Origin of the sequence: Fredinandcohnia onubensis (genome assembly GCF_002734285.1) — a bacterium.
Classification (GTDB): Bacteria; Bacillota; Bacilli; order Bacillales; family Bacillaceae_L; genus Ferdinandcohnia; species Ferdinandcohnia onubensis_A.
In genome coordinates, this window is record NZ_NSEA01000014.1 from 121,819 (window position 1) to 143,817 (window position 21,999).

General features: G+C 36.9%; 18 protein-coding genes and 1 other annotated feature. Of the genes, 1 reads left to right on the forward strand and 17 read right to left on the reverse strand.

Translation table 11 applies throughout. The annotated features are described in order from the left end of the window. Position 1 precedes the first annotated feature (1 nt). The 6 genes from CKJ95_RS14725 to CKJ95_RS14750 all read right to left on the reverse strand — a co-directional run bounded on the left by CKJ95_RS14725 (position 2) and on the right by CKJ95_RS14750 (position 7,027). Positions 2–1,207, reverse strand: a complete 1,206-nt coding sequence (locus tag CKJ95_RS14725) for a putative glycoside hydrolase (RefSeq protein ID WP_099354200.1) — start codon at positions 1,205–1,207, stop codon at positions 2–4. A gap of 209 nt (positions 1,208–1,416) precedes the next feature. Further along, positions 1,417–2,355, reverse strand: coding sequence for an ABC transporter ATP-binding protein (locus CKJ95_RS14730; RefSeq protein WP_099354310.1), 939 nt, complete (start codon positions 2,353–2,355; stop codon positions 1,417–1,419). Between the two features lie 8 nt (positions 2,356–2,363). Continuing rightward, a complete protein-coding gene (locus CKJ95_RS14735) occupies positions 2,364–3,413 on the reverse strand; it encodes an ABC transporter ATP-binding protein (RefSeq protein ID WP_099354201.1) in 1,050 nt (349 codons plus the stop codon). Between the two features lie 12 nt (positions 3,414–3,425). Further along, the gene (locus CKJ95_RS14740) at positions 3,426–4,343 is read right to left on the reverse strand and encodes an ABC transporter permease (protein ID WP_099354202.1); all 918 of its coding nucleotides are present in this window, start codon (positions 4,341–4,343) and stop codon (positions 3,426–3,428) included. Between the two features lie 3 nt (positions 4,344–4,346). Next, positions 4,347–5,282 carry an ABC transporter permease gene (locus CKJ95_RS14745; RefSeq protein WP_099354203.1) on the reverse strand — a complete coding sequence of 312 codons (936 nt, stop codon included), beginning with the start codon at positions 5,280–5,282 and terminating at the stop codon, positions 4,347–4,349. Between the two features lie 107 nt (positions 5,283–5,389). Next, positions 5,390–7,027, reverse strand: coding sequence for a peptide ABC transporter substrate-binding protein (locus CKJ95_RS14750; protein WP_099354204.1), 1,638 nt, complete (start codon positions 7,025–7,027; stop codon positions 5,390–5,392). A 161-nt stretch (positions 7,028–7,188) separates the two neighbouring features. After that, positions 7,189–7,426, forward strand: a binding site (T-box leader). An 84-nt stretch (positions 7,427–7,510) separates the two neighbouring features. On the opposite strand from CKJ95_RS14750, the gene trpS reads away from it, so the two are divergent. Further along, the gene (gene trpS, locus CKJ95_RS14755; protein ID WP_099354205.1) at positions 7,511–8,500 is read left to right on the forward strand and encodes a tryptophan--tRNA ligase; all 990 of its coding nucleotides are present in this window, start codon (positions 7,511–7,513) and stop codon (positions 8,498–8,500) included. A 184-nt stretch (positions 8,501–8,684) separates the two neighbouring features. On the opposite strand, the gene CKJ95_RS14760 is transcribed toward trpS, so the two are convergent. The 11 genes from CKJ95_RS14760 to CKJ95_RS14815 all read right to left on the reverse strand — a co-directional run bounded on the left by CKJ95_RS14760 (position 8,685) and on the right by CKJ95_RS14815 (position 21,977). Beyond that, a complete protein-coding gene (locus tag CKJ95_RS14760) occupies positions 8,685–9,434 on the reverse strand; it encodes a YjbA family protein (RefSeq protein ID WP_099354206.1) in 750 nt (249 codons plus the stop codon). Positions 9,435–9,918: 484 nt separating this feature from the next. Further along, complete coding sequence (gene opp4C, locus CKJ95_RS14770) at positions 9,919–10,827, reverse strand: oligopeptide ABC transporter permease (RefSeq protein ID WP_099354208.1); 909 nt, start codon at positions 10,825–10,827, stop codon at positions 9,919–9,921. 15 nt (positions 10,828–10,842) lie between these two features. Next, on the reverse strand, positions 10,843–11,793 hold the full coding sequence (locus CKJ95_RS14775) for an ABC transporter permease (RefSeq protein WP_099354209.1): 951 nt from the start codon (positions 11,791–11,793) through the stop codon (positions 10,843–10,845). A gap of 139 nt (positions 11,794–11,932) precedes the next feature. Then, complete coding sequence (locus tag CKJ95_RS14780) at positions 11,933–13,606, reverse strand: peptide-binding protein (protein ID WP_099354210.1); 1,674 nt, start codon at positions 13,604–13,606, stop codon at positions 11,933–11,935. 114 nt (positions 13,607–13,720) lie between these two features. Further along, entirely contained in the window at positions 13,721–14,743 is a 1,023-nt protein-coding gene (locus tag CKJ95_RS14785) for an ABC transporter ATP-binding protein (protein ID WP_099354211.1), read from the reverse strand. Continuing rightward, complete coding sequence (locus tag CKJ95_RS14790) at positions 14,740–15,723, reverse strand: ABC transporter ATP-binding protein (RefSeq protein WP_099354212.1); 984 nt, start codon at positions 15,721–15,723, stop codon at positions 14,740–14,742. Before CKJ95_RS14790 ends, CKJ95_RS14785 begins: the two co-directional genes overlap by 4 nt. Positions 15,724–16,211: 488 nt before the next feature. Next, complete coding sequence (gene opp4C / locus CKJ95_RS14795; protein WP_099354213.1) at positions 16,212–17,120, reverse strand: oligopeptide ABC transporter permease; 909 nt, start codon at positions 17,118–17,120, stop codon at positions 16,212–16,214. Between the two features lie 13 nt (positions 17,121–17,133). After that, complete coding sequence (gene opp4B, locus CKJ95_RS14800; protein ID WP_099354214.1) at positions 17,134–18,099, reverse strand: oligopeptide ABC transporter permease; 966 nt, start codon at positions 18,097–18,099, stop codon at positions 17,134–17,136. A gap of 77 nt (positions 18,100–18,176) precedes the next feature. Further along, positions 18,177–19,898, reverse strand: coding sequence for an oligopeptide ABC transporter substrate-binding protein (gene opp4A, locus CKJ95_RS14805; protein ID WP_099354215.1), 1,722 nt, complete (start codon positions 19,896–19,898; stop codon positions 18,177–18,179). Between the two features lie 66 nt (positions 19,899–19,964). After that, a complete protein-coding gene (locus tag CKJ95_RS14810) occupies positions 19,965–20,960 on the reverse strand; it encodes an ABC transporter ATP-binding protein (protein ID WP_099354216.1) in 996 nt (331 codons plus the stop codon). 3 nt (positions 20,961–20,963) lie between these two features. Continuing rightward, positions 20,964–21,977 (reverse strand): ABC transporter ATP-binding protein, encoded by a 1,014-nt coding sequence (locus CKJ95_RS14815; RefSeq protein ID WP_099354217.1) that lies wholly within the window; start codon positions 21,975–21,977, stop codon positions 20,964–20,966. Between the last annotated feature and the right edge of the window lie 22 nt (positions 21,978–21,999).

Here is a 21,999-nt window from a genome sequence, read left to right on the forward strand (position 1 = left end):
TTTATGGTGTATAATCTACACCTTTTGTATAGCTATTCCCAGCGTTCCATAGTAGAAATTCATGAATGCCTTGGTCTTGCAATCCTTTTATTTGGGCTTCAATTTCATCTTTTCCATAAACCGTATAATTGCCTTTTCCAAGCCAGCTTGCTGTAAAGTCTTGGAGCCAAGGTCTTGAAAGAGGTCTATTTTCAATTTGGTTTAGCTTATGATTTTCAACCTTTGCATATTCAGATACCAATCGATACGGCTCTAAGTCTGGACGCGGAATTCCAAAATAAGACGTCCAATGACTCGGGTAAATCATAGATGAAATGACATCAACATGCTCTGATATCTTCGAAAAATTTTGACCAATACCTGGTGCTTCAGGTAATGTTGCGGTATATCCGAAAATATCAACAGAAACCTTCACGTTATAAGGCTCTAATTTTTCTTTTGCATATGCCACAAAATCCGTCACAGCTGCGACTCTTTTTTGGACGTTGTCAAGATCCACTTTTTCATACTCACCCATACTATAGGTTAATGAACTGTCCCGTCTTTCAAACCCTTCTGGAAAGCGAACATAATCAAATTGAATCTCTTGAAATCCAAGCTTTGCTGCTTCAATTGCAATTCCTATATTATGGTCCCAAACTTCTTTTAAAAATGGATTAACAAAAGCTTCTCCACGTCCGTTCTTCCATACTTTGTCCCCGTCTTTAAACGATAATTCTGGGCGTTGTTGCGCTAATACAGAGTCCTTAAATACAACAACCCGCGCAATTGGATAAATCTGCTTTTCTTCAAGTTTTTTAAGCATTGCTGTTGGGTCTTTAATATAATCCTTACTAATTTTCTGATGATTTGAGCCTTTTGGTGGTACGTAGGTTAGATATCCAAAGTCGTCCTTTACATCAATAACCATGGCATTAAGATCCGTACCATCGATTAACTGGACAAGTTGTGAAAAACGGTCACCACCCGCTGAATGGGCAGTTACGTATATTCCTCTTATGGCATCAGGATATTCAAATTGAAAGCCAGAATTAAATTCAAAACGCGAAACCATCTCAGGTAATTCCTTTTTAGACATAACCAATTTACTCGTTGGATGTGAAATCATAGCAAAATTTTCTTTTTCTGCAGAGCTTGTTTGAGTAACAAAGAAAGTGCCGTATACAACTATAATCATTACTCCAATTAAAGATATAATCTTTTTCATAATAGCGTCCTCCTTCCTTCCAATCTTCTATAGTCATTTTAAATGAATTTTCCAGAAAATAATACAAATTTAGACAAAATTCTTAATAAACAAGGTATTTATTCAATTGTATGAGCAATTTTGTCTATATATTTTAGTGTTCTTATAAACCTTACTGATATTAGTGGTAAATCTACTCAAACAAAAAAATGGCCCATTAATTAGGCCATTTAACTGTATTGCGATTTATATTCTTGATATTCTTTTTCCGAACAAGCGACGAGATGTCCGGGTCGTATCTCACGTAGTTTGACTTCTTCATTATCTGAGTATCCATGTTCTTTCGGGTCATATATGATTCTTTTTCGGTTGCGTTCATAATTCGGGTCTGGCAATGGAATTGCAGATAATAAAGATTTTGTGTAGGGATGAATTGGATTTGCATATAGATCGTTGGCATCGGCAAGTTCCACAATTTTCCCGAAATACATAACACCAATTCTGTCACTAATATATTTTACCATCGACAAATCATGCGCAATAAATAAGTAAGTCAAGCCTTTATCTTCTTGAAGCTTTTTCATTAAGTTTACAACTTGAGCTTGAATGGAAACATCTAATGCAGAAATAGGTTCATCAGCAATAATAAAATCTGGTTTTACTGCAAGGGCACGCGCAATACCAATCCGTTGACGTTGTCCTCCGGAGAATTCATGTGGATATCGATTCGCATGTTCACGGTTTAGCCCTACTGTTTCAAGTAATGAATAAACCTGTTCCATACGTTCAGCATTATTTTTTGCGAGTCCATGAATATCGATTCCTTCTGCGATTATATCCGCTACGGTCATTCTAGGATTTAGTGAAGCATACGGATCCTGAAAAATCATTTGCATTTTCCGGTTAAACTTTTTCAATTCCTTACGCGATTTTCTTCCATGAACATTCTCTCCATTGAAAAGAACCTCTCCACCCGTGGCATTGTATAATCGTATAATCGTCCTTCCAGTGGTAGATTTACCACATCCAGACTCTCCTACGAGGCCAAGTGTCTCACCTTTGTAAATATCAAAGGTAATCCCATCGACAGCTTTGACCATATTTGGTTTACCAACATTAAAATATTGCTTTAGATTTTTAATTTCTACCAATTTTTGTTTTTCAGCCATTTCATTCATCATCCTTTCCTAAGCTTAGCGGATGAGAAATCTTTCATACGACGCTTTACTGCTTCAGGTGGTTCCACTTTAGGAGCATCAGGGTGTAGAAGCCAAGTAGCTGCATAATGTGTCTCAGAAACTTTAAACATGGGTGGTTCCTTTTCAAAGTCAATTTTCATTGCATATCGGTTTCTTGGCGCAAATGCATCCCCTTTTGGAGGGTTTGTAAGATCAGGTGGTGAACCTGGAATTGCCATAAGCTCTGTTTTTTCATCACTATCTAAACTTGGCATTGATGATAATAATCCCCAAGTATAAGGATGCTTAGGATTATAGAAAATTTCATCTACTGTACCAGTCTCTACAATTTTCCCAGCATACATTACTGCTACACGATCTGCTACATTGGCAACGACACCTAAATCATGAGTGATAAAAATAATGGATGTTTCCATTTTTTTTTGGAGGTCTTTCATTAATTCTAGGATTTGCGCTTGTATCGTAACATCTAATGCTGTTGTCGGTTCGTCTGCAATCAATAATTTCGGGTTAGAGGCTAAGGCAATGGCAATCATCGCTCGTTGTCTCATCCCCCCACTAAATTCATGTGGATATTGATTAACTCTCTTCTCTGGGCTAGGAATTCCAACAAGGCGAAGAAGCTCAATTGCACGGTCCTTTGCATTTCCCTTAGACATATTTTGATGCTTAATTAAAACCTCCATAATCTGCATTCCAACCTTCATCGTTGGATTAAGGGAGGTCATTGGGTCCTGAAAGATCATTCCGATATCCTTCCCACGGATCTTCTCCATTTCCTTATTGGTTTTTGGAACAAGGTCTTCACCATCGAAAAGAATTTGACCATTACCTATTTTTCCAGGTGGCATTGGAATAAGCTTCATGATTGTTTGTGAGGTTACACTTTTCCCTGACCCCGATTCGCCAACAATCGCAAGTGTTTCACCTTTATACAAATCAAAATTCACACCGCGAACTGCTTTGACTTCACCAGCATAGGTTTGAAAAGAGACTTCAAGGTCTTTAACTTCCAATAACTTTTCCATTTACTCACTCCCTTACTTTCGCAGCCTTGGGTCTAATGCGTCACGCATTCCATCTCCAATTACGTTAAAAGCAAAAATTGTGATACAAATTAAGGTAGCAGGGAAAAACAAGCGCCATGGATAATATTCAAATGCAGGTAGTCCCTCAGAGGCCATCGTTCCCCAGCTGGCAAGTGGAACTTGAACACCTAAACCAAGATAACTTAGAAAAGATTCAGTGAAAATTGCATTTGGGATTGTTAACGTCATTGTTACCAAAATGGGGCCCATTGAATTAGGTATCAAATGTTTGAACATAATTCTTTTAACATCAGCTCCAAGGGTTTGTGCGGCAAGTACATATTCCTGATATTTTAATTGTAGAACTTGTCCCCTTACAATTCTTGCCATGTTGATCCATCCAGTAATCGTCATTGCTAGAATCATTGTCCCTAACCCTTGTTCGAGAATAACCATTAGTAAAATGACCAAAAGCAAATATGGGACGCCGTATAAAATGTCCGCGACTCTCATCATGAATTCGTCAACTCTACCGCCCATATAACCTGATATGCCACCCCATAATACACCAATCACAAGGTCAATAATTGCAGCTGCTAGTCCTATAAATAAAGAGATTCTCGCACCTTCCCACGTCCTTGTGAAAACATCTCTACCCAATTCATCTGTTCCAAACCAATGCACACTAGATGGTGCTTCATTTGCATGGGCAAGGTCTGTTGTTCGATAATCAAATTCAGTCATCATTGGCCCAAAAATCGCCATGAATAATAGTAGGACTAAAAGAACGATACCTACTATTGCCAATTTATTTTTTTTGAACCTAGAGGTGACATCCTTCCAAAACGATAAACTAGGTTTGGAAATTTTTTCAGCCTCATTCTCGTTAATTGTTGCTGGTGCAAACATTTCCTTTGGAATATTCTGCATAAGTTACTCTCCTTTCTTCGCACCAGATAGCTTAATGCGAGGATCAATAAATCCGTACAAAATATCAACAAGGAGAACAGAAATTAAGAGTAAGATACTATAAAAGACAGTAACTCCCATAATCACGGTGTAATCGCGATTGGTGATACTCGTTACAAATTCGTCCCCTAATCCAGGTATTCCAAAGATTTTTTCGATAACAAAACTACCAGTTAAGATACCGGCCGTTAATGGCCCCATATATGAAACAACAGGCAGCATTGCATTACGTATCGTATGCTTCATGGTGATTGTACCTTTCGTTAATCCTTTTGCTCGAGCCGTTTTTATGTAATCGTTACTTAGTACCTCAAGCATACTTGAACGTGTTAAACGGGCTATAAAGGCCATAGGTGAGGATGATAAGGCAATTGCAGGTAATATGGTATGCATAAATGATTCCCATCTCGCAACTGGAAATAGGTCAAGCTTAATTGCGAATATATATTGTAAAACCGTAGCTAAAATAAAGCTTGGAACAGATATACCAAACACCGCAATAATCATCGCTGAATAGTCTTGCCATTTGTTATGATAAAGAGCTGCAATAACACCTAAAACAACACCAAAAGCAATCGCAATTAGAATAGCCTCAATCCCTAAAAAGAGAGAAATCGGGAATCCATTATTGATGATCTCATTAACGGTCATTGCTTTATATTTAAAGGATGGCCCAAAATCCCATCTTGCCACATCATATAAATAATCGAAATACTGCTTATACAATGGCTGATCTAAGCCGTAATGGGCATTTAGAGCTGCTTCAATCTCTGGAGGGACATCCTTCTCTTTTGTAAAGGGACCTCCCGGAGCTGCTTGCATTAAGAAAAATGTGGCGGTAACAATCAAGATAAGCGAAACGATCATATAGATTAATCTCTTAATTATATATTTTGCCACTTCGTACACCTCCCATTGCAATCACACATGGTTTTCAAAAAGTAAGGTATATAGGCCAACTATATACCTTACTTTTTTGTTCTTATTGGTGATTTCCTAGTTTGCGATTACTCAAAATAAGCCCACTTGTATTGAACATCTCCCAATGGAGAAATTACGACTCCTTTTAGGTTGTCATTTTGAACCCAGTTGTTTGTATAAAAATAGATTGGTGCAATTGGCATTTCATCGATCACCAATTGTTCAGCTTCTTTTAAAAGCCCAAGTCTCTTTTCTTTATCCGTTTCTTTTGCAGCTTGTGCTAAAAGATTATTAAATGTCTCATTTGTCCAGCCTGTATCATTATTTCCTTTTGGTACTGTAAAGATTTCAAGAAAGTTTACAGGATCATTGAAATCAGCCAACCAGCCCGCACGACCAATTTGGAAATTTCCTTGGTCAATAGTATCAAGATACACGTTCCACTCGGCATTATTTAGAGTTACTTCAATTCCTAAAGCCGTTCTCCACATATCTTGAATGGCTTGGGCAACCTTTTGATGGCCTTCTGAAGTATTATAGGATAAAGCAATCTCAGGAAGTTCAGAAACGTCTGATAACCCAAGTTCATCTAAAGCTTTTTGTAAATGTTCCTTTGCAGCATCCACATCATTATCCTTAAAATAGCCCTTCTCATTTTCCTTTATTATTGCAGACGGAACGAGGGCCATCGCTGGAATTTGTCCACCCTGGGTAACATTTTCAACTATTGCTTTTCGATTGATAGAATAACTTAGAGCTTTTCGAAGATTTTCATTTTGGAACGGCTCTTTATTAATATTAAATTTAAACCAATACGTGCCCGCAATCGGGCTTTTTTGTAAGGTACCTTCTTTTTCTAAGGTTGGAATTACATCTGTTGGCAGTGATGATGTTGGTGCACCAGCCCAATCAAGTTCACCCTTTTTGAAGCTTTGGTATTCAGTATTCGGATCGTTAATCATATCCATTGTGATTTTTTCTAGCTTCACTGAATCTGCATCCCAATAGTCTTTGTTCTTTTCAAGAGTAATGGTCGATGATTTATCCGTAATGACAAAAGGTCCATTTGAAACATAAGATTCATCTACTCGATTTGCCCAGTCCTGATTATCCTTCGCAATTTTACTATTAACAGGGTAATACGTATAAAAAGCTGTTAATTCTAAGAAATAAGCTGTCGGATTCGTTAATTTTACTTCAAGAGTTTTATCGTCAATCGCTTTTATGCCCACATTCTCCATTTTCTCAATTGAGATATCTGGCGTATCGTACGCGTCCTTTGCGCCGTCAATATAATTATATATTTGTGACGCATAGTCTGATTGATTTGCAGGGACTAATACCCACTTCCACGCATATTCAAAATCATGAGCGGTAACAGGATCACCATTCGACCATTTAGCATCGCGGATTGTAAAAGTATAGGTTTTTCCATCGTCTGAAACATTGATCTTTTCCGCCATCGCTTCTTCAGCTTCTCCATTTTTATTAATGCGAGTTAAACCTTCAAATGCATGGTTGAGAACTACACCTGAAGTGGAGTCAGTTGCCAGACCTGGGTGTAAAGTTGGTGGTTCAGAACTAATATTGATTCGTAGTTCTTGCTTTGGACCTTCCCCCTCTGCTCCTCCACCTTCCTCATCTCCATTATCAAATGTGCCACAGGCTGATAGAACAAGAATACTAACAATAAGTATGCTCAATAGCCTCGATATTTTTTTCAAATAAATGACCTCCCAATATGTAATTTCCTTTTTTTGTTTCAAAAGATATACGCTACTTATGTTGTTTCAAAACGTACTATCTTATGCGCATTTGGGCCTTAAGTTTTTAGCGAGAATACTTGCATTTCATGAAGAAAAGATTATAATAAAAATAATATTAATAACGGGCTATGAAGAAGAGTAGTACATATGTGGACATTCATTTAGAGGTCATTACCTCTTTCAGAGAGTCTGTGGGCGGTGTGAACAGACAGTGGAGCATATGGAATGGACTTTGAGCATCTTTGCTGAAAATTGAAGTAGGCTAAGACGCATTCCTTACGTTACAAGGAAACGAGAGATTTTACCTCTATGGGTAAAATAACTAGGGTGGCAACGCGGAAACCATTCGTCCCTAACATTAATTTGTTAGGGATGGGTGGTTTTTTATTTTGCCTTATACTACTCAAACTTTATACCAGTCATTTAAAGGAGAGAAACAACATGCAAACTATTTTTTCAGGTATTCAACCAAGTGGTTCAGTAACATTAGGAAACTACATTGGGGCAATGAAACAATTTATTGAATTGCAAAATGAATATAATTGCTTCTATTGTATTGTTGACCAACATGCGATTACAGTTCCACAGGACGCTCAAGAATTACGAAAGCACATTAAGAGCTTAGCAGCACTTTATCTTGCAATTGGACTTGATCCGGAAAAAGCAACTTTATTCATTCAGTCAGAGGTTCCGGCTCATGCTCAAGCAGGTTGGATGTTACAATGTGTTTCTTATATAGGTGAACTCGAAAGAATGACTCAATTTAAAGATAAGTCACAAGGAAAAGAAGCTGTTGTGGCTGGTTTATTAACATATCCACCGTTAATGGCTGGAGACATTCTTCTTTATAATGCAGACCTTGTTCCTGTAGGTGAAGACCAAAAGCAACATATTGAACTCACAAGAGACCTAGCAGAAAGATTCAACAAAAAATACCGTGAAATCTTTACAATACCTGAAGCAAGAATTCCAAAAGAAGGCGCAAGAATTATGTCCTTACAAGATCCAACTAAGAAAATGAGTAAATCTGATCCAAATCCAAAAGCATATATTGCTTTACTTGATGACCCAAAGCAAATTGAAAAGAAAATAAAAAGTGCTGTAACAGATTCAGAGGGAATTGTAAAATTTGATAAAGAAAACAAACCTGGTATTTCTAATTTGCTTACGATCTATTCAAATTTCAGCAATAAAACGATTGAGGAAATCGAAAGACTATATGAAGGAAAAGGTTATGGAGAATTCAAAGCAGACCTTGCAGAGGTTGTATTAAGCGAAATTCGTCCAATTCAAGAACGATACAATGAAATCTTCAACTCATCAAAATTGGACGAAATCCTTGATGCTGGTGCTGAAAAAGCCAATAGAGTTGCAAGTAAAACCGTAAAAAAGATGGAAAACGCCATGGGACTTGGTAGAAAGAGAAAATAATGAAGAAGCTTTTCAAATTTTGAGCTATCGGCCATTAAATCGATTTATTGGCCATAAATACAGATTATCGGCTATATAATTTTTTTAATGGCCATAAAAATTAGTTATCGGCCATAACTTCAAGTTATTCGATAACTGAGTCAAAAGAAAAAAAGGATTTGTTTAAGAACAAATCCTTTTTCTTTTACACTTTTGATTCATGTTCAATTTCCCAAAGTTTTTCAAAAAATGGTTGACCTTTAATCAAGTTTTCACATAGTTGTACATGTTTGCTTGTCCAACCGTTTCTCGTTTCTTCATAGAGGTTTTGCCAAACTTCTTCAAATTGCATTTCTTGAATTTCGTGGTATTTCGAAGGATTCCACTCCGTATACCAATACCTTATCTCTGCCACGTTTTTCGTTGATGCTAACTGATCTAACGCCATAAATAATAGCTGCTTTAACTGCCTTTCCTTTCGGGTTAGACCTGCCATTTCAAATGGCGATGGTGATAAAATGTGATGTTCCTTATCCTTTATGATATCCTTACTATCAAAGGTATAAGGTATCGCTTCATGGCCATTCACCATCTCATAAACGAGTTGTTCCTGTCGAGGAATTAATCGACTTTTTCGAATTGGGATATTATAACCTATTGTGTCAATTGCGATAATCCCTTGGCCATCTGTCACAACGAAGCAATAATCTTGCTGAATTCGTTCATGATTTTTACGAACATACGCTTTTTGGTAAACATCCATAAGAAGTTGCTGTGGTAGTTCCATTAAATCATTCTCAATGTAGTTAAACAATGGAGACTCAATTTTTAGCAAAGGTACCTGGTCTAACAGTTCAACACTATCATCCTTGCGCCATTCATGGAAGTGGCAAACGTTGTAACCATTTTCTTCACCTTCAAACCAATTTACCCAAATATCATGAAGAAACAACATTTTTTACCCCTCACTTCAAAGCTGTTTTGTCAACAGTATAGGCAGAAGGAGAAAGTTTTATTCCAAAATATTCATGTATTGTTAGAAAATACATGCAAAAATTAATCCCTTTTTGAGGATACAAAAGGAAAATAAATACTTATCCAAATCATAGCTAAACCGACTACTATTAAATAACACTCGATTCTCTTACTAATAAATAGTAGAAATTCAATAAAGGTGTATCCTGTCGTAGTTAAATTCAAATATGCAATTGTAGTTATTCCACCGCAAACAGCCAGTCCAAATCCAACTAAAAATAAAAATGCTCTACCCATCCGTATACCTTACAACATCGATTGGGTCATATTGGGTTATCAAACCAATCACCTGCTTGTTCCGAGATCCTTATTACAATCTATGGTACAAGCACTTAAAACATGACAATAACAATAGTGCATAGTTATATTTCAAAAAGAAAAAGCCAAGATGGCATCTTGGCTTTTTACTCATTAATTTTTGGATCAAGGGCGTCACGTAAGCCGTCACCCACAAAGTTAAAACACAGTACTGTAATTAAAATCATAATGCCAGGAGCAGTTGGTACCCACCACTGATTAAGCATGATTGTAATACTTTGTGCACCTTGAAGCATATTTCCCCAACTTGGTGTTGGTGGCATAATACCTAATCCAAGGTAACTAAGAGCAGACTCAGCTAAAATAACTCCACCAACATTTAATGTTGCTGCAACAATGATTGGTCCCATTGCGTTAGGTAAAATTTCTCTGAAGATAATCGTAAAGCTTCTTGTTCCAATTGTTTTTGAAGCTAGTACAAATTCACGATTACGTAATGATAAAAATTCACCACGTACCAACCTCGCAGTAGTGGTCCACCCTGTAAGTGCAAATATTAGAATTAACTTATCAACACCTGGGTTAAATATTGTTACAAGTGTAATTAGCAAGAAGATTTGTGGAATTGAAAGCATGATATCTACAAATCTCATGATCATTGCATCCACAATACCACCAAAATATCCTGCTATTGCACCTAGTGCTGTTCCAATTGTAATTGCCCCAGCAACTGAAGCAAACCCAACTAATAATGAAATTCTTCCACCATACAATAATCGAGTTAAAAGATCGCGTCCAAATGTATCCGTACCAAGTAGATGTTCCTTACTAGGGTTTACTAGTCTTTTTAACAAATCCTGTTTGTCTGGATCATGTGGCGTTAATAAAGGTGCAAATATTGCTGATAAGATAATAAGAATTAAAAGCACTGCACCTATAACTGCAAGTTTATTTTTAAAGAACTTACGAATCATTATTTTTGTTAAAGTGTCAGCCTTTGAATTTAAACCTTGGAGTTCTATTTCGTTTCCTGATGCTAAATTAGGTTGTGCCATCCTTCTTCCCCCCTTCTAGTATTCAATTCTCGGATCAAAGATAGCGTATAAGATATCGGCTATAAGATTTCCTACTACTACTAACACGGAGGAAATTACAGTTATTGCCATAACAATTGGATAGTCACGTTGGAAAGCTGAATCAACAAATAATTTACCAAGACCTGGCCAACCAAATACGGATTCAACAATAACAGAACCACCGATGAAACTTGGTATCATAATTCCGAAAATCGTAATAACTGGAATTAGTCCATTCCGTAATCCATGTTTTGCAATAACTTTTCTTTCTTTAAAGCCTTTAGCTCTTGCAGTTCTCATATAATCTTGGTTAACAACCTCAATCATACTTGAACGAGTATATCGTGTTAAACTCGCCATATCTGCAGTAGCTAAAACAAACGCTGGTAAGATTAAATGGTGAATACGATCCCAAATGCTGAACGGAGCATTTAGAGTTTGAGTACCAGAAGCAGGGAACCAGCCAAGATGAACAGAGAAAACCATAATTAAAATTAATCCGAACCAGAAGTTTGGTACAGCAAGTCCTAAAAATGAGGATACTGTAACCGTATAGTCGATTTTAGAATATGGACGTACTGCAGAAATTACTCCAAATGGCACTGCAATAACAATTGCTAATATTGTAGAAACTCCCATCAATAAGAGAGTGTTTGGCAATCGATTCCAAATCAATTCAGAAACATCTCTTCCCTTATTAATTACTGAATCTCCAAAGTCACCTTGAAGCATATTTCCTAACCACTTAAAATACTGGACATGGATAGGGTCATTAAATCCATATTTCTCCATAACAATTTCTCTATCTGCTGCACTAATATTAGGATCCATCATGAGTGCAGTTGGGTCACCAGGAGCCATATGCATAATTGCAAATGAGATGATGGTAATTCCTAATAATAGGGGAATAGCCATTAATGTTCGTCGGATGATATAAGATACCATAGCTATTTCTCCTTCATAATTTAATAAATTCTTCTATGTGTTTATCTAGATACGGTATATCCAGGAATTTTCGGTTTCAAAAGAAAGAAGGAAGGGAATTTACCCTTCCCTCTTCAACTATCAATTTAACTATCTCATATTAGTTAGCAGTTTGTAACCACCATTTATGAGCATTATAGAATGGATTTCTTGAATGGAACTCATAGCCTTGTAATTCTTCCGGCATAGCACGGAATTCTTCAGGATAATACAAGAATGTATAAGCTTGATCTTCTACAAGAATATTGTATAGATCTTTGTGAATCTCTTTGTATTTCTCAATGTCAGTAGTTTGTCTTGCTTCTTCCATTAACTTGTCTGCTTCTGGATTGCTATACCATGTCATGTTTAAGCCTTCTGCAGCTTGTGAAGAGTGGAAGATATCATATTGGTCAGGGAATGTTGATAATGCCCAACCAAGAATCATAGCTTCGTACTCCCAGTTTGGAGCAGAGATTTGTTCAATAAATGCAGACCATTCAACGATTTCAGGTTTTGCTTCAACACCAATTTCTTTAAATTGTTGTTGTAATACTACAGCGATATCTTCACGGATTTTGTTACCTTGGTTTGTTTTGATAGAGAATGACATTTCTTTACCATCTTTATCTACGATACCGTTTCCGTTAGTATCTTCCCATCCAGCTTCTTTAAGTAATGCTTTTGCTTTTTCTAAGTCATACTCAAATTGTGGTACATCGTCATTGTAAGTCCACATTAATGGGCTGTCAGGAGCAGTAGCTGGTTGACCAGCACCATTCATAATGCTTTCAACGATTGCTTCTTTATTAACTGCATGTGTGAATGCTTGACGAACTTTCTTGTCTTTGAATCTTTCATCTTTTTGGTTAAAACCTAAGAATGTATAAGATAATGCTAGACCATTTTCAACTTTAGTACCTTCAATAGTTTTAACTGTGTCAACTTCAGTTCCTGGAACTGCGTTGTACATGTCGATCTCACCAGCTTGTAATGCAGCAATTAGTGCGTTAGCATCAGCTACATAACGTGTAGTGATTGAATTTAAGTGTGGACGACCATCGAAATAGTCATCGAATGCTTCAACTTTTACATACTCTCCATCTTTCCACTCAACAAATTTGAATGGACCAGTACCGATTGGGCTCTTTGTGTTGAACTCATGCTCATGTAATGTAGCAGGGTCAACGTCACCTAAGATATGCTCAGGTAGTACAGAATAGCTCAAAGTTGTTGGGTAGAAAGTTACGTCTACTTTGTTTAAAGTAAATTTAACAGTGTAGTCGTCGATCTTTTCTACTTTTTCCATGCTTTCAAAGTTAGATTTACGCTCAGAAACTACGTCTGGGTTTTTCATTAACATGTAAGAGAATACAACATCATCAGCTGTCATTTCTTCTCCATCATGGAATTTAACACCTTGTTTTAGTTTTACAGTGTACTCTAAACCATCTTCTGAAGGAGTGATTTCTTCAGCTAGGTCATTTGTCACTTCTAAGTCTAAGTTAACTGTTACTAATCCATTGTAAATGAATCCTTCAATATCACTTGAAGCTGTATCAGTTGAGAAATATGGGTTGAATAATGTTGGGCTACCAGCAGATCCAACTACTAAATCTCCACCATCAACTGGCTCATTGCTTGGTTCTTCTTTTGCTGGTTCTTCCTTAGCTGGTTCTTCTTCTTTTGGCGTATCAGTGCCAGCTTCTTCGCCGCCACCGCTACAAGCTGCTAAGAAAAGTGACATTACAAGTGTTAGGACTAAAAATAGCCATAAGCTTTTTCTTAACTTCACGTTTGTTTCCCCCTATCATTTTGTTAGAATTTTTAGTTTTTACTGCTTAGATTGATCCCTTTAGGTGGCATCTCCTCCCTTCAAAGAATCTATATATATTCTGTGCCGTCACTTTTACTGGTAAAGGTGACATGCAACAAAATGCCCTTGTTTAACTTCTTTAAATTCTGGTACCAACTGGCGACAAATATCTGTTGCTGCCGGACACCTTGTGTGGAATACACAACCACTTGGTGGGTTTGAAGGGCTTGGCAGTTCCCCTTTCAACACAATACGTTCCCTTTTAATTGTTCCTGATTTTTTAGGAACAGGAACCGCAGATAACAATGCTTGTGTATATGGATGAAGTGGTTCAGCATATAAATCTTCTTTATTCGCTAATTCCATCATCTTACCAAGGTACATAACTCCCACTCTATCACTTATATGTCTTACTACACTCAAATCATGCGAGATAAAGATATAAGTTAGACCGAATTCTTCTTGAAGGTCTTCCATTAAGTTAATTACCTGTGCTTGAATTGACACGTCTAGGGCTGATACTGGTTCATCCGCGATTATCAATTCAGGGTTCAAAGCGAGTGCTCTTGCAATCCCAATTCTTTGACGTTGTCCTCCTGAGAACTCATGTGGATACCTGTTAATGAATGAAGCATTCAATCCAACTGTTTCCATTAATTCTTTTACTTTTTCTTCCCGCTCTTTAGCTGTATATAGGTTATGAGTAATTAATGGTTCTTTAATAATTGATCGTAAAGACTTTCTTGGATTAAGGGTTGCAAAAGGATCTTGGAAAACCATTTGAATATCTCTTCGTACGGACTTTCTTAATTCACTTTCAGACATATGTGTAATGTCTTTCCCCTTAAAGATGATCTTCCCATCAGTTGGTTCGTACAATCGGATAATTGTTCTACCAGTTGTTGATTTCCCACAACCTGACTCTCCAACTAGTCCAATTGTTTCACCTTTTTTAATCTGCAAACTTATTCCATCGACCGCTTTGACATTACCAACATTTCGTTGTAAAAGACCAGCTTTGATTGGAAAGTATTTTTTTACGTCTTGAAGTTCAAGGATGATCTCACTATTTTCTTGTGAAGAATCAACCTTATTTTCTACGTTTGTTGAAATCATGCTTTGGCCCCCTCGTCGTCATATAAGAAACAGCGAACTGCTCGTTCTTTACCCATTTGTTTTAGTTGAGGCGCTTCGGCAAAACAGCGATCAAATGCTTTAGAACAGCGTGGAGCAAATCTGCATCCTTTTGGCATATTTTCCGGTGACGGTACGTTCCCTTCAATCGATTGAAGGCGTTCTATCGCCCCTTCTATAGCAGGAATGGAGTTCATAAGTCCAACAGTATAAGGGTGAAGCGGTTCATCAAACAGATCATCTACTGGTGATTGTTCAACAACTTGGCCCCCATACATAACAACGATTTTATCTGCCACTTCCGATACAACACCTAAATCGTGAGTGATTAGTAGAATTGAAGTATCAAATTTGTGACTTAAGTCCTTCATTAAGTCGAGAATTTGCGCTTGTATTGTCACGTCAAGTGCTGTTGTAGGCTCATCCGCTATAAGAAGCTTCGGATTACAACTCATTGCAATCGCTATCATGACTCTTTGACGCATACCACCTGATAGGCGGTGTGGGAATTCATTTATTAATTCCGCTGCCCTTGAGAAACCAACTAATTCCAACATTTCAATTGCCTTTTTTGTACTTTCAGCTTTGGACATTTTTTGGTGATACATTAGTACTTCAGTAATTTGTTCACCAACTGTTAGTACTGGGTTAAGAGATGTCATTGGTTCTTGGAATATCATTGAAATGTCATTCCCACGAACCTTGCACATTTCAGCTTCAGATAAATCAACCAGGTTCCTACCATCTAGAATGATTTCACCCTCGACAATTTTCCCAGCTGGACTTGGAACTAACTTCATAATTGAAAGTGATGTAATACTTTTACCAGATCCAGATTCACCTACAATAGCTAAGGTTTCACCTTTATTTATTTTCAAATCAACGCCATCTACGGCAGGTATTACAGTTTTCTTTTTGTAGAAGTAGGTTTTTAGATTTTTCACTTCTAGTAATGTAGCCATAAAAACGGTTCACCTTCCTTACCGGAACTAAAAAACAAGTTCACTCATTATTCAAAATATAATATCTTTAGTGAAATATCAACCAAAAAATTCTAGCAATCTCTTATTTTACCACACTAAAGCTTTGAAGTGTCAAATATATAGAAATTATCTGACAAAAGAATCAACTAAATTTTATTACAGAAAGATTACAAATACAAGTCAATTTTTAAAATTTAGTTAATATGCATTTATAACAGAAAAGTGATTATTCTCTTAATCTACTTAAAATTCTATTAAAACTATGTCGAAATTGCAAGATAATTTTTATTATTTTTATTACTTATTAGTGAAACTGTTGATATTATTAGTTTTTCAAAAGCAATATCTAAAATACACCTTTCAATAAAATAGGAGATTTTGTTTTTTTAATATAATTCTTTAGTGCTAAAAAGCGTTACATTAGTGAAATAAAAAAAAAGACCCATCACATTTTGTGATAGATCTAGCTAACGATTTGATTTAGGATTTAGTGCATCCTTCAAACCTTCACCTATAAAATTAATCGATAAAATCGTTAATGTTATTGCCAACGCAGGCGGAATCCATATCCATGTTTTATTTTGAAGAACATCTGGCTGGTTTGCTACTGAAAGCATATTTCCCCAACTCGGAACATCTTGCGGGATACCGAAACCTAAAAAGCTTAGTCCTGTTTCCGCAACAATCATACCAGCAAATAAAAGAGTTGCTTGAACGATGATCGTTGAAAAGACGTTCGGTAATAAATGTTTTACAATGATTTTCGCTGAAGAACAACCAATCGATTGTGCTGCTAAAATATATTCATTCTCTTTTTCTGCAAGAATCTTACTTCTAACGATACGTGCAACGCCACCCCAACTTAGTAGACTAATTACACCAATAAGGACCCAAACCCCTGATACTTTTCCAATTAAAATGGTATTGATAACAATAACAAATACGATGAATGGGAAATTCAGAACAAAATCTGTAAAACGCATTAACATATTATCGATTTTCCCGCCAAAATATCCTGCTACTGATCCAATAAATGTACCAAATGAAACAATTAAAATCGTACAGGCAATCCCAACTGTTAAGGAGATTCGTCCACCGTATAAAAGACGTGTAAATACATCACGCCCTGCGTTGTCAGTACCAAGCCAATGTTCGCTAGATGGAGCTAAATTCATCTTTCCGATATCAACCTTTGTTACATCTGCCGTTGTTATAAATGGAGCTAAAAAAGAAATAATTGCAACAAAGATTAAAAAGATTAAACTCACCATCGCAAGCTTGTTCTTTATAAATTTTTTCCGAGCAATGGCCCATGGAGATAGACTTTTACGAGGCTTTATGTTTGCTTGTAAGCTAGTATTTGTTGCTGTTTCCATAAAACCATTCCTCCTAATCTAAACGAATTCGCGGATCTACGATACCGTACAAAATATCTGCAATTAAATTCCCTACAAGTGTTAGAGTAGATAAAAGCATAGTTAAAGACATTAAAACTGTATAATCACGTTGACTTACAGAGTTTAAAAATAGACTTCCTATACCAGGATAGGTAAATATCGTTTCTGTAATGATCGCTCCACCAATTAACGCAGCTAAATCAAAGCCAAAAAATGTTACAAGGGGAATGATAGAATTACGTAGAATATGTTTGTTATAGATGGTAGATTCCTTTGTACCTTTTGCACGTGCCGTTCTTACGAAATCTTTACGGCTGTTTTCAATTACATCATTCCGTAAAAATTGTGTGTAAGATGCTGTACTAAAAGCACCAAGTACAAGAGCCGGTAAAAGAACATGATGTAAACGACTCATATAATATTCAAATGTTCCTTCCATTAATCCAACCTCTGAAGATCCACCTGATGGAAACCACCCTAATTGGAATGAGAAAACATAGATTGCTACAATCGCTGCAACAAATGAAGGAATCGCTAATGCAAAATAGTTCCCCCCGCTAATAACATGGTCACCCACTGTATAGGGTTTTCTTCCGGAATACATACCCATGAAGAATGCTAAAATATACGTAATGATGAGCGCAGCCACACCTAAAAGAAGGGTATTTGGAAGACGTTCTGCAATTACATCAATAACGGGCATTTTATAGCGTGAAGATGTACCAAATTCTCCTTGAACGAAATCTGATATCCAACGAAAATACTGAACATGAATAGGATCGTTATAGCCAAGTTTTTCCCTCATTTCCTCAATATATTGAGGATCCGTGTTTGTTGGATCAATTTCTCCGCTTAGTGAATCCCCTGGCATTAGTTTCGCCAAAGTAAACACAACGATGGAGATAAGGAGCAAAACTGGAATCATACCGAGTATTCTTCGAAGAGCAAACTTTAACATGGTCGATTCTCCTTATCTAGTATTACTTAATAGATAGTATCAGTGGGCGAATCGCCCACTGATAGAACTATCACATATTATTTACCGTCAGTTACATACCACTTATGGAAATCACTTAATCCCGGTGCAGAAACATGTACACCTTGAACACGTTTATTCATGCCCCATAGGTCATAATATTCTACGATTGGAATAATAGGTAATTGTTCGTTCCATAATTGTTGCCATTCAACATAAAGCTCTTTACGTTTTTCTTGGTCAGCACCAACGATTGAAACATCAAGTGCATCTTCTAGCAATTGGTCGTTCTTATCATCTGTCCAACGAGTGAAGTTCCAAATTGCATCTCTTCCCCATAATCCAGATGGATCTGGGTCAGTACCAGTTCCCCAAGTACCGAAGTGAACTTCCATATCTTTATCGTCTTTTTCTAACATATCGTAATAAAGAGTACCGTCGATTAAAGCACCTTTTGCAAATTCAGTTTTAATTCCAACTTCATTCCATGCTTGAACGATATACTTCGCACGTGGTTCAAATGTTGGGTTGCTTCCTGCATAGTGAGCAAATTGAATAGAGAATGGTTCTCCATTAGGATCTTCTCTTAAGCCATCACCGTCAACATCTTTATAACCAGCTTCATCTAATAATGTTTTTGCTTTTTCTGGGTCATACTCATAATGAGTTAAGTCTTCTTTGTCTGCTGCAATCCAGTGCGCACTTGGTACTGGAGTGTCCACTACTTCACCTAATCCATTAAAGAATCCTTTAATCCATTCTTCACGGTTAAGCGCATGTACTAATGCTTGACGTAATTGTAAGTTTTGGAACTTTTCATTATCCATTACGTTTTCTTCTTTTTCTGCATCCCAGTGACCGAATTTAAATCCGATATAAGAATAAGAAAGACCTAGTACTTTTTCTAGATTAACATTGTCTAATGCCGCAACTTGCTCATAGTTTGAAGCGTGAACTGACATTACATCTACTTCACCAGATTGAAGTACACCTGAAGTTAATGCTGCGTCAATTACTTTTACAACAATTGTATCTAGATTTGGTTTACCTTGGTAGTAATCATCAAAGCGTTCCATTTCCACAGATTCACCTTGTACAATGTTCTTCACTTTGAAAGGTCCAAGTCCTACTGGATTTTGACGAACTTGTGCTGAAGAAGCCATGTCTTTAACTGCTACACCTTCAAAATGCTTCGCTGGCATTGCATATGTCCATAGATTTTCTAAGTTGTTAACACGTGCTTTGTCAAAAGTAATTTCAATATTGTAATCATCAATTACTTTAATACCGGAAATACTCTCTGCTTTTCCATCGTGGAATTCAGGAGCACCAACAATGTCCTTTACGTTCACATAACGTGGACCTGTATATTCAGGGTGTGCAATTGTTTCTAATGCAAATACCCAGTCATTAACAGTAAGTTCTTCGCCGTTATGCCATTTTACACCTTCTTTGAAAGTGAATGTATAGTGTTGATTATCTTCTGTTTCCCAGCTTGCAATTCCTGGGATGTAATTTAAGTTGTCGTCAGTTTGAATTAATGATTCATTGAAGAATTGAAGAATTTCTGAATCTGTTGCTTCTTCATAAAATGCCCATTCTAATAAGCCTTGGAATTCTGAACCTAACGCATACGTTACTTTACCACCTTGTTGTGGTTCAGTTGTCTTTTCTGCAGATTCTTTTTCCTCACCGGATTTAGAATCATTACCTCCACATGCTGCTAAAAATAATGACATTACTAGCAACAGGGAAATCACAGACAATAGTGATTTTTTCATTTTTGTTACCCCCGTTTTGTGTTTGTTTTTCATGTAAGTATGAACTAGAATTTTTCATTTATCACCCTACTCGTTGTAGAGGTGACACGCTACTCTATGTCCTGGTTTCACCTCCTTTAAAGCTGGTTTTACTGTCCGACATTCATCCGTTGCAAAAGCACAACGCGGATTGAACGGACAACCAGTTGGAGGATTTGCTGGGCTCGGTACATCACCTTCTAAGATGATGCGCTCTTTCTTTCTTCTAGGGTCTGGATATGGAATCGCTGAGATAAGAGCTTTTGTATACGGATGCAAAGGTTCTGCATATAATCCATTTTTATCTGCAATTTCCACGATTCCACCTAAGTACATAACTCCGATTCGATCACTCATATGTTTTACAACACTTAAATCATGAGCGATAAATAAAAATGTTAAATCAAATTCTTCTTGTAGTTCCTTCAACAAGTTTAATACTTGTGATTGAACAGAAACGTCTAACGCTGACACTGGCTCATCCGCAATAATTAATTTTGGTCGTAAAGCAAGTGCTCGAGCAATTCCGATACGTTGTCTTTGTCCACCTGAGAACTCATGTGGATATTTATAATAAGCATCCTCCGGAAGACCAACCTTTTTTAATAGTTCGATAATTTCGGGTTTTAATTCCTTAGAAGATTTCTTGTAATAGTTCTTGATTGGTTCTGCTACAACATCCCCTACCATTTGCTTTGGATTTAATGAAGCATATGGATCTTGGAACACCATCTGAAAATCTTGGCGAATCTTTCTTAATGTTGTTCCAGATAGATTCGTAATATCTTTACCATCAAAAATGATTTTTCCATCTGTTGGTTTGGTTAGACGTAATATTGTACGACCTGTTGTCGATTTTCCACAACCCGATTCACCAACAAGGCCTAATGTTTCACTCTTAAGTATCTCAAAAGAAACGTCATCCACTGCTTTTACATTTCCTACAGTTCTCTTAAAAAATCCACCTTTAATAGGGTAGTAAGTTTTGAGATTTTGAACCTCGAGTAAAACTTCATCTTTTCTTTCTTTCGTTGCCTGGCTCATTTATTATTTCACCTCTTCCAGTGGATAACTTGTTTTGTAAAGAAGACAAGATACCTCATGGCCGCTCTCTACTTCTGCCAACTCAGGTGTAATTCGTTTACATTCGTCTGTAGCCACTGGACAGCGTTCGGCAAAACGACAACCAACCCTTGGCATGTTCTTTAGTGAAGGAACTATTCCTTCAATTGAACCTAATGTTTCTTCCTCTTCTTCCATTTTAGGAATGGAATCTAATAGCATTTTTGTATACGGATGCTTTGGATTATAGAACAGCGTGTCGACATCCGTTCGTTCCACAATCTTCCCAGCGTACATTACGATTACCTCATCGCACATTTCCGCAACAACACCTAAGTCATGTGTAATTAAAATAACGGACATATCATTTTTTTCTTGAATCTCTTTTAATAGATCAAGGATTTGTGCTTGGACCGTAACATCCAATGCTGTTGTCGGTTCATCCGCAATCAATAGTTTTGGTTGACATGCAATCGCCATGGCAATCATAACCCGTTGACGCATTCCGCCCGATAACTGGTGTGGGTACTCGTCCACAATTTTTTCCGGCCTTGAAATTCCGACACTCTGTAATAGACTGATACATCTTTCACGTGCTTCCTGCTTTGAAATATCAAAATGATTGAGCAAAACTTCTGATAATTGAAAGCCGATTGTAAAAACAGGATTTAACGCTGTCATTGGTTCCTGGAAAATCATCGAAACATCTTTCCCACGAATTTTATTCATTTCAGATTCTGATAGATTCTCAATATTATTTCCTTGGAAAACAACTTCTCCGTCTGTAATTTCTCCGACCCCTATAGGTAGTAGTTTCATAACAGACATTGACATAACGCTTTTACCGCAGCCTGATTCTCCAACAATTCCGACAATTTGACGCGATTTAACACTAAAAGAGACACCATCGACAGCATGATAGATTTCTCCATCAATGTTAAAGCCTGTTTTTAACCCCTTTACTTCTAGCAAAGGTGCTTCCGTTTTTGTCTGTTGCATAAAAACACCCCAGATTCTTCAT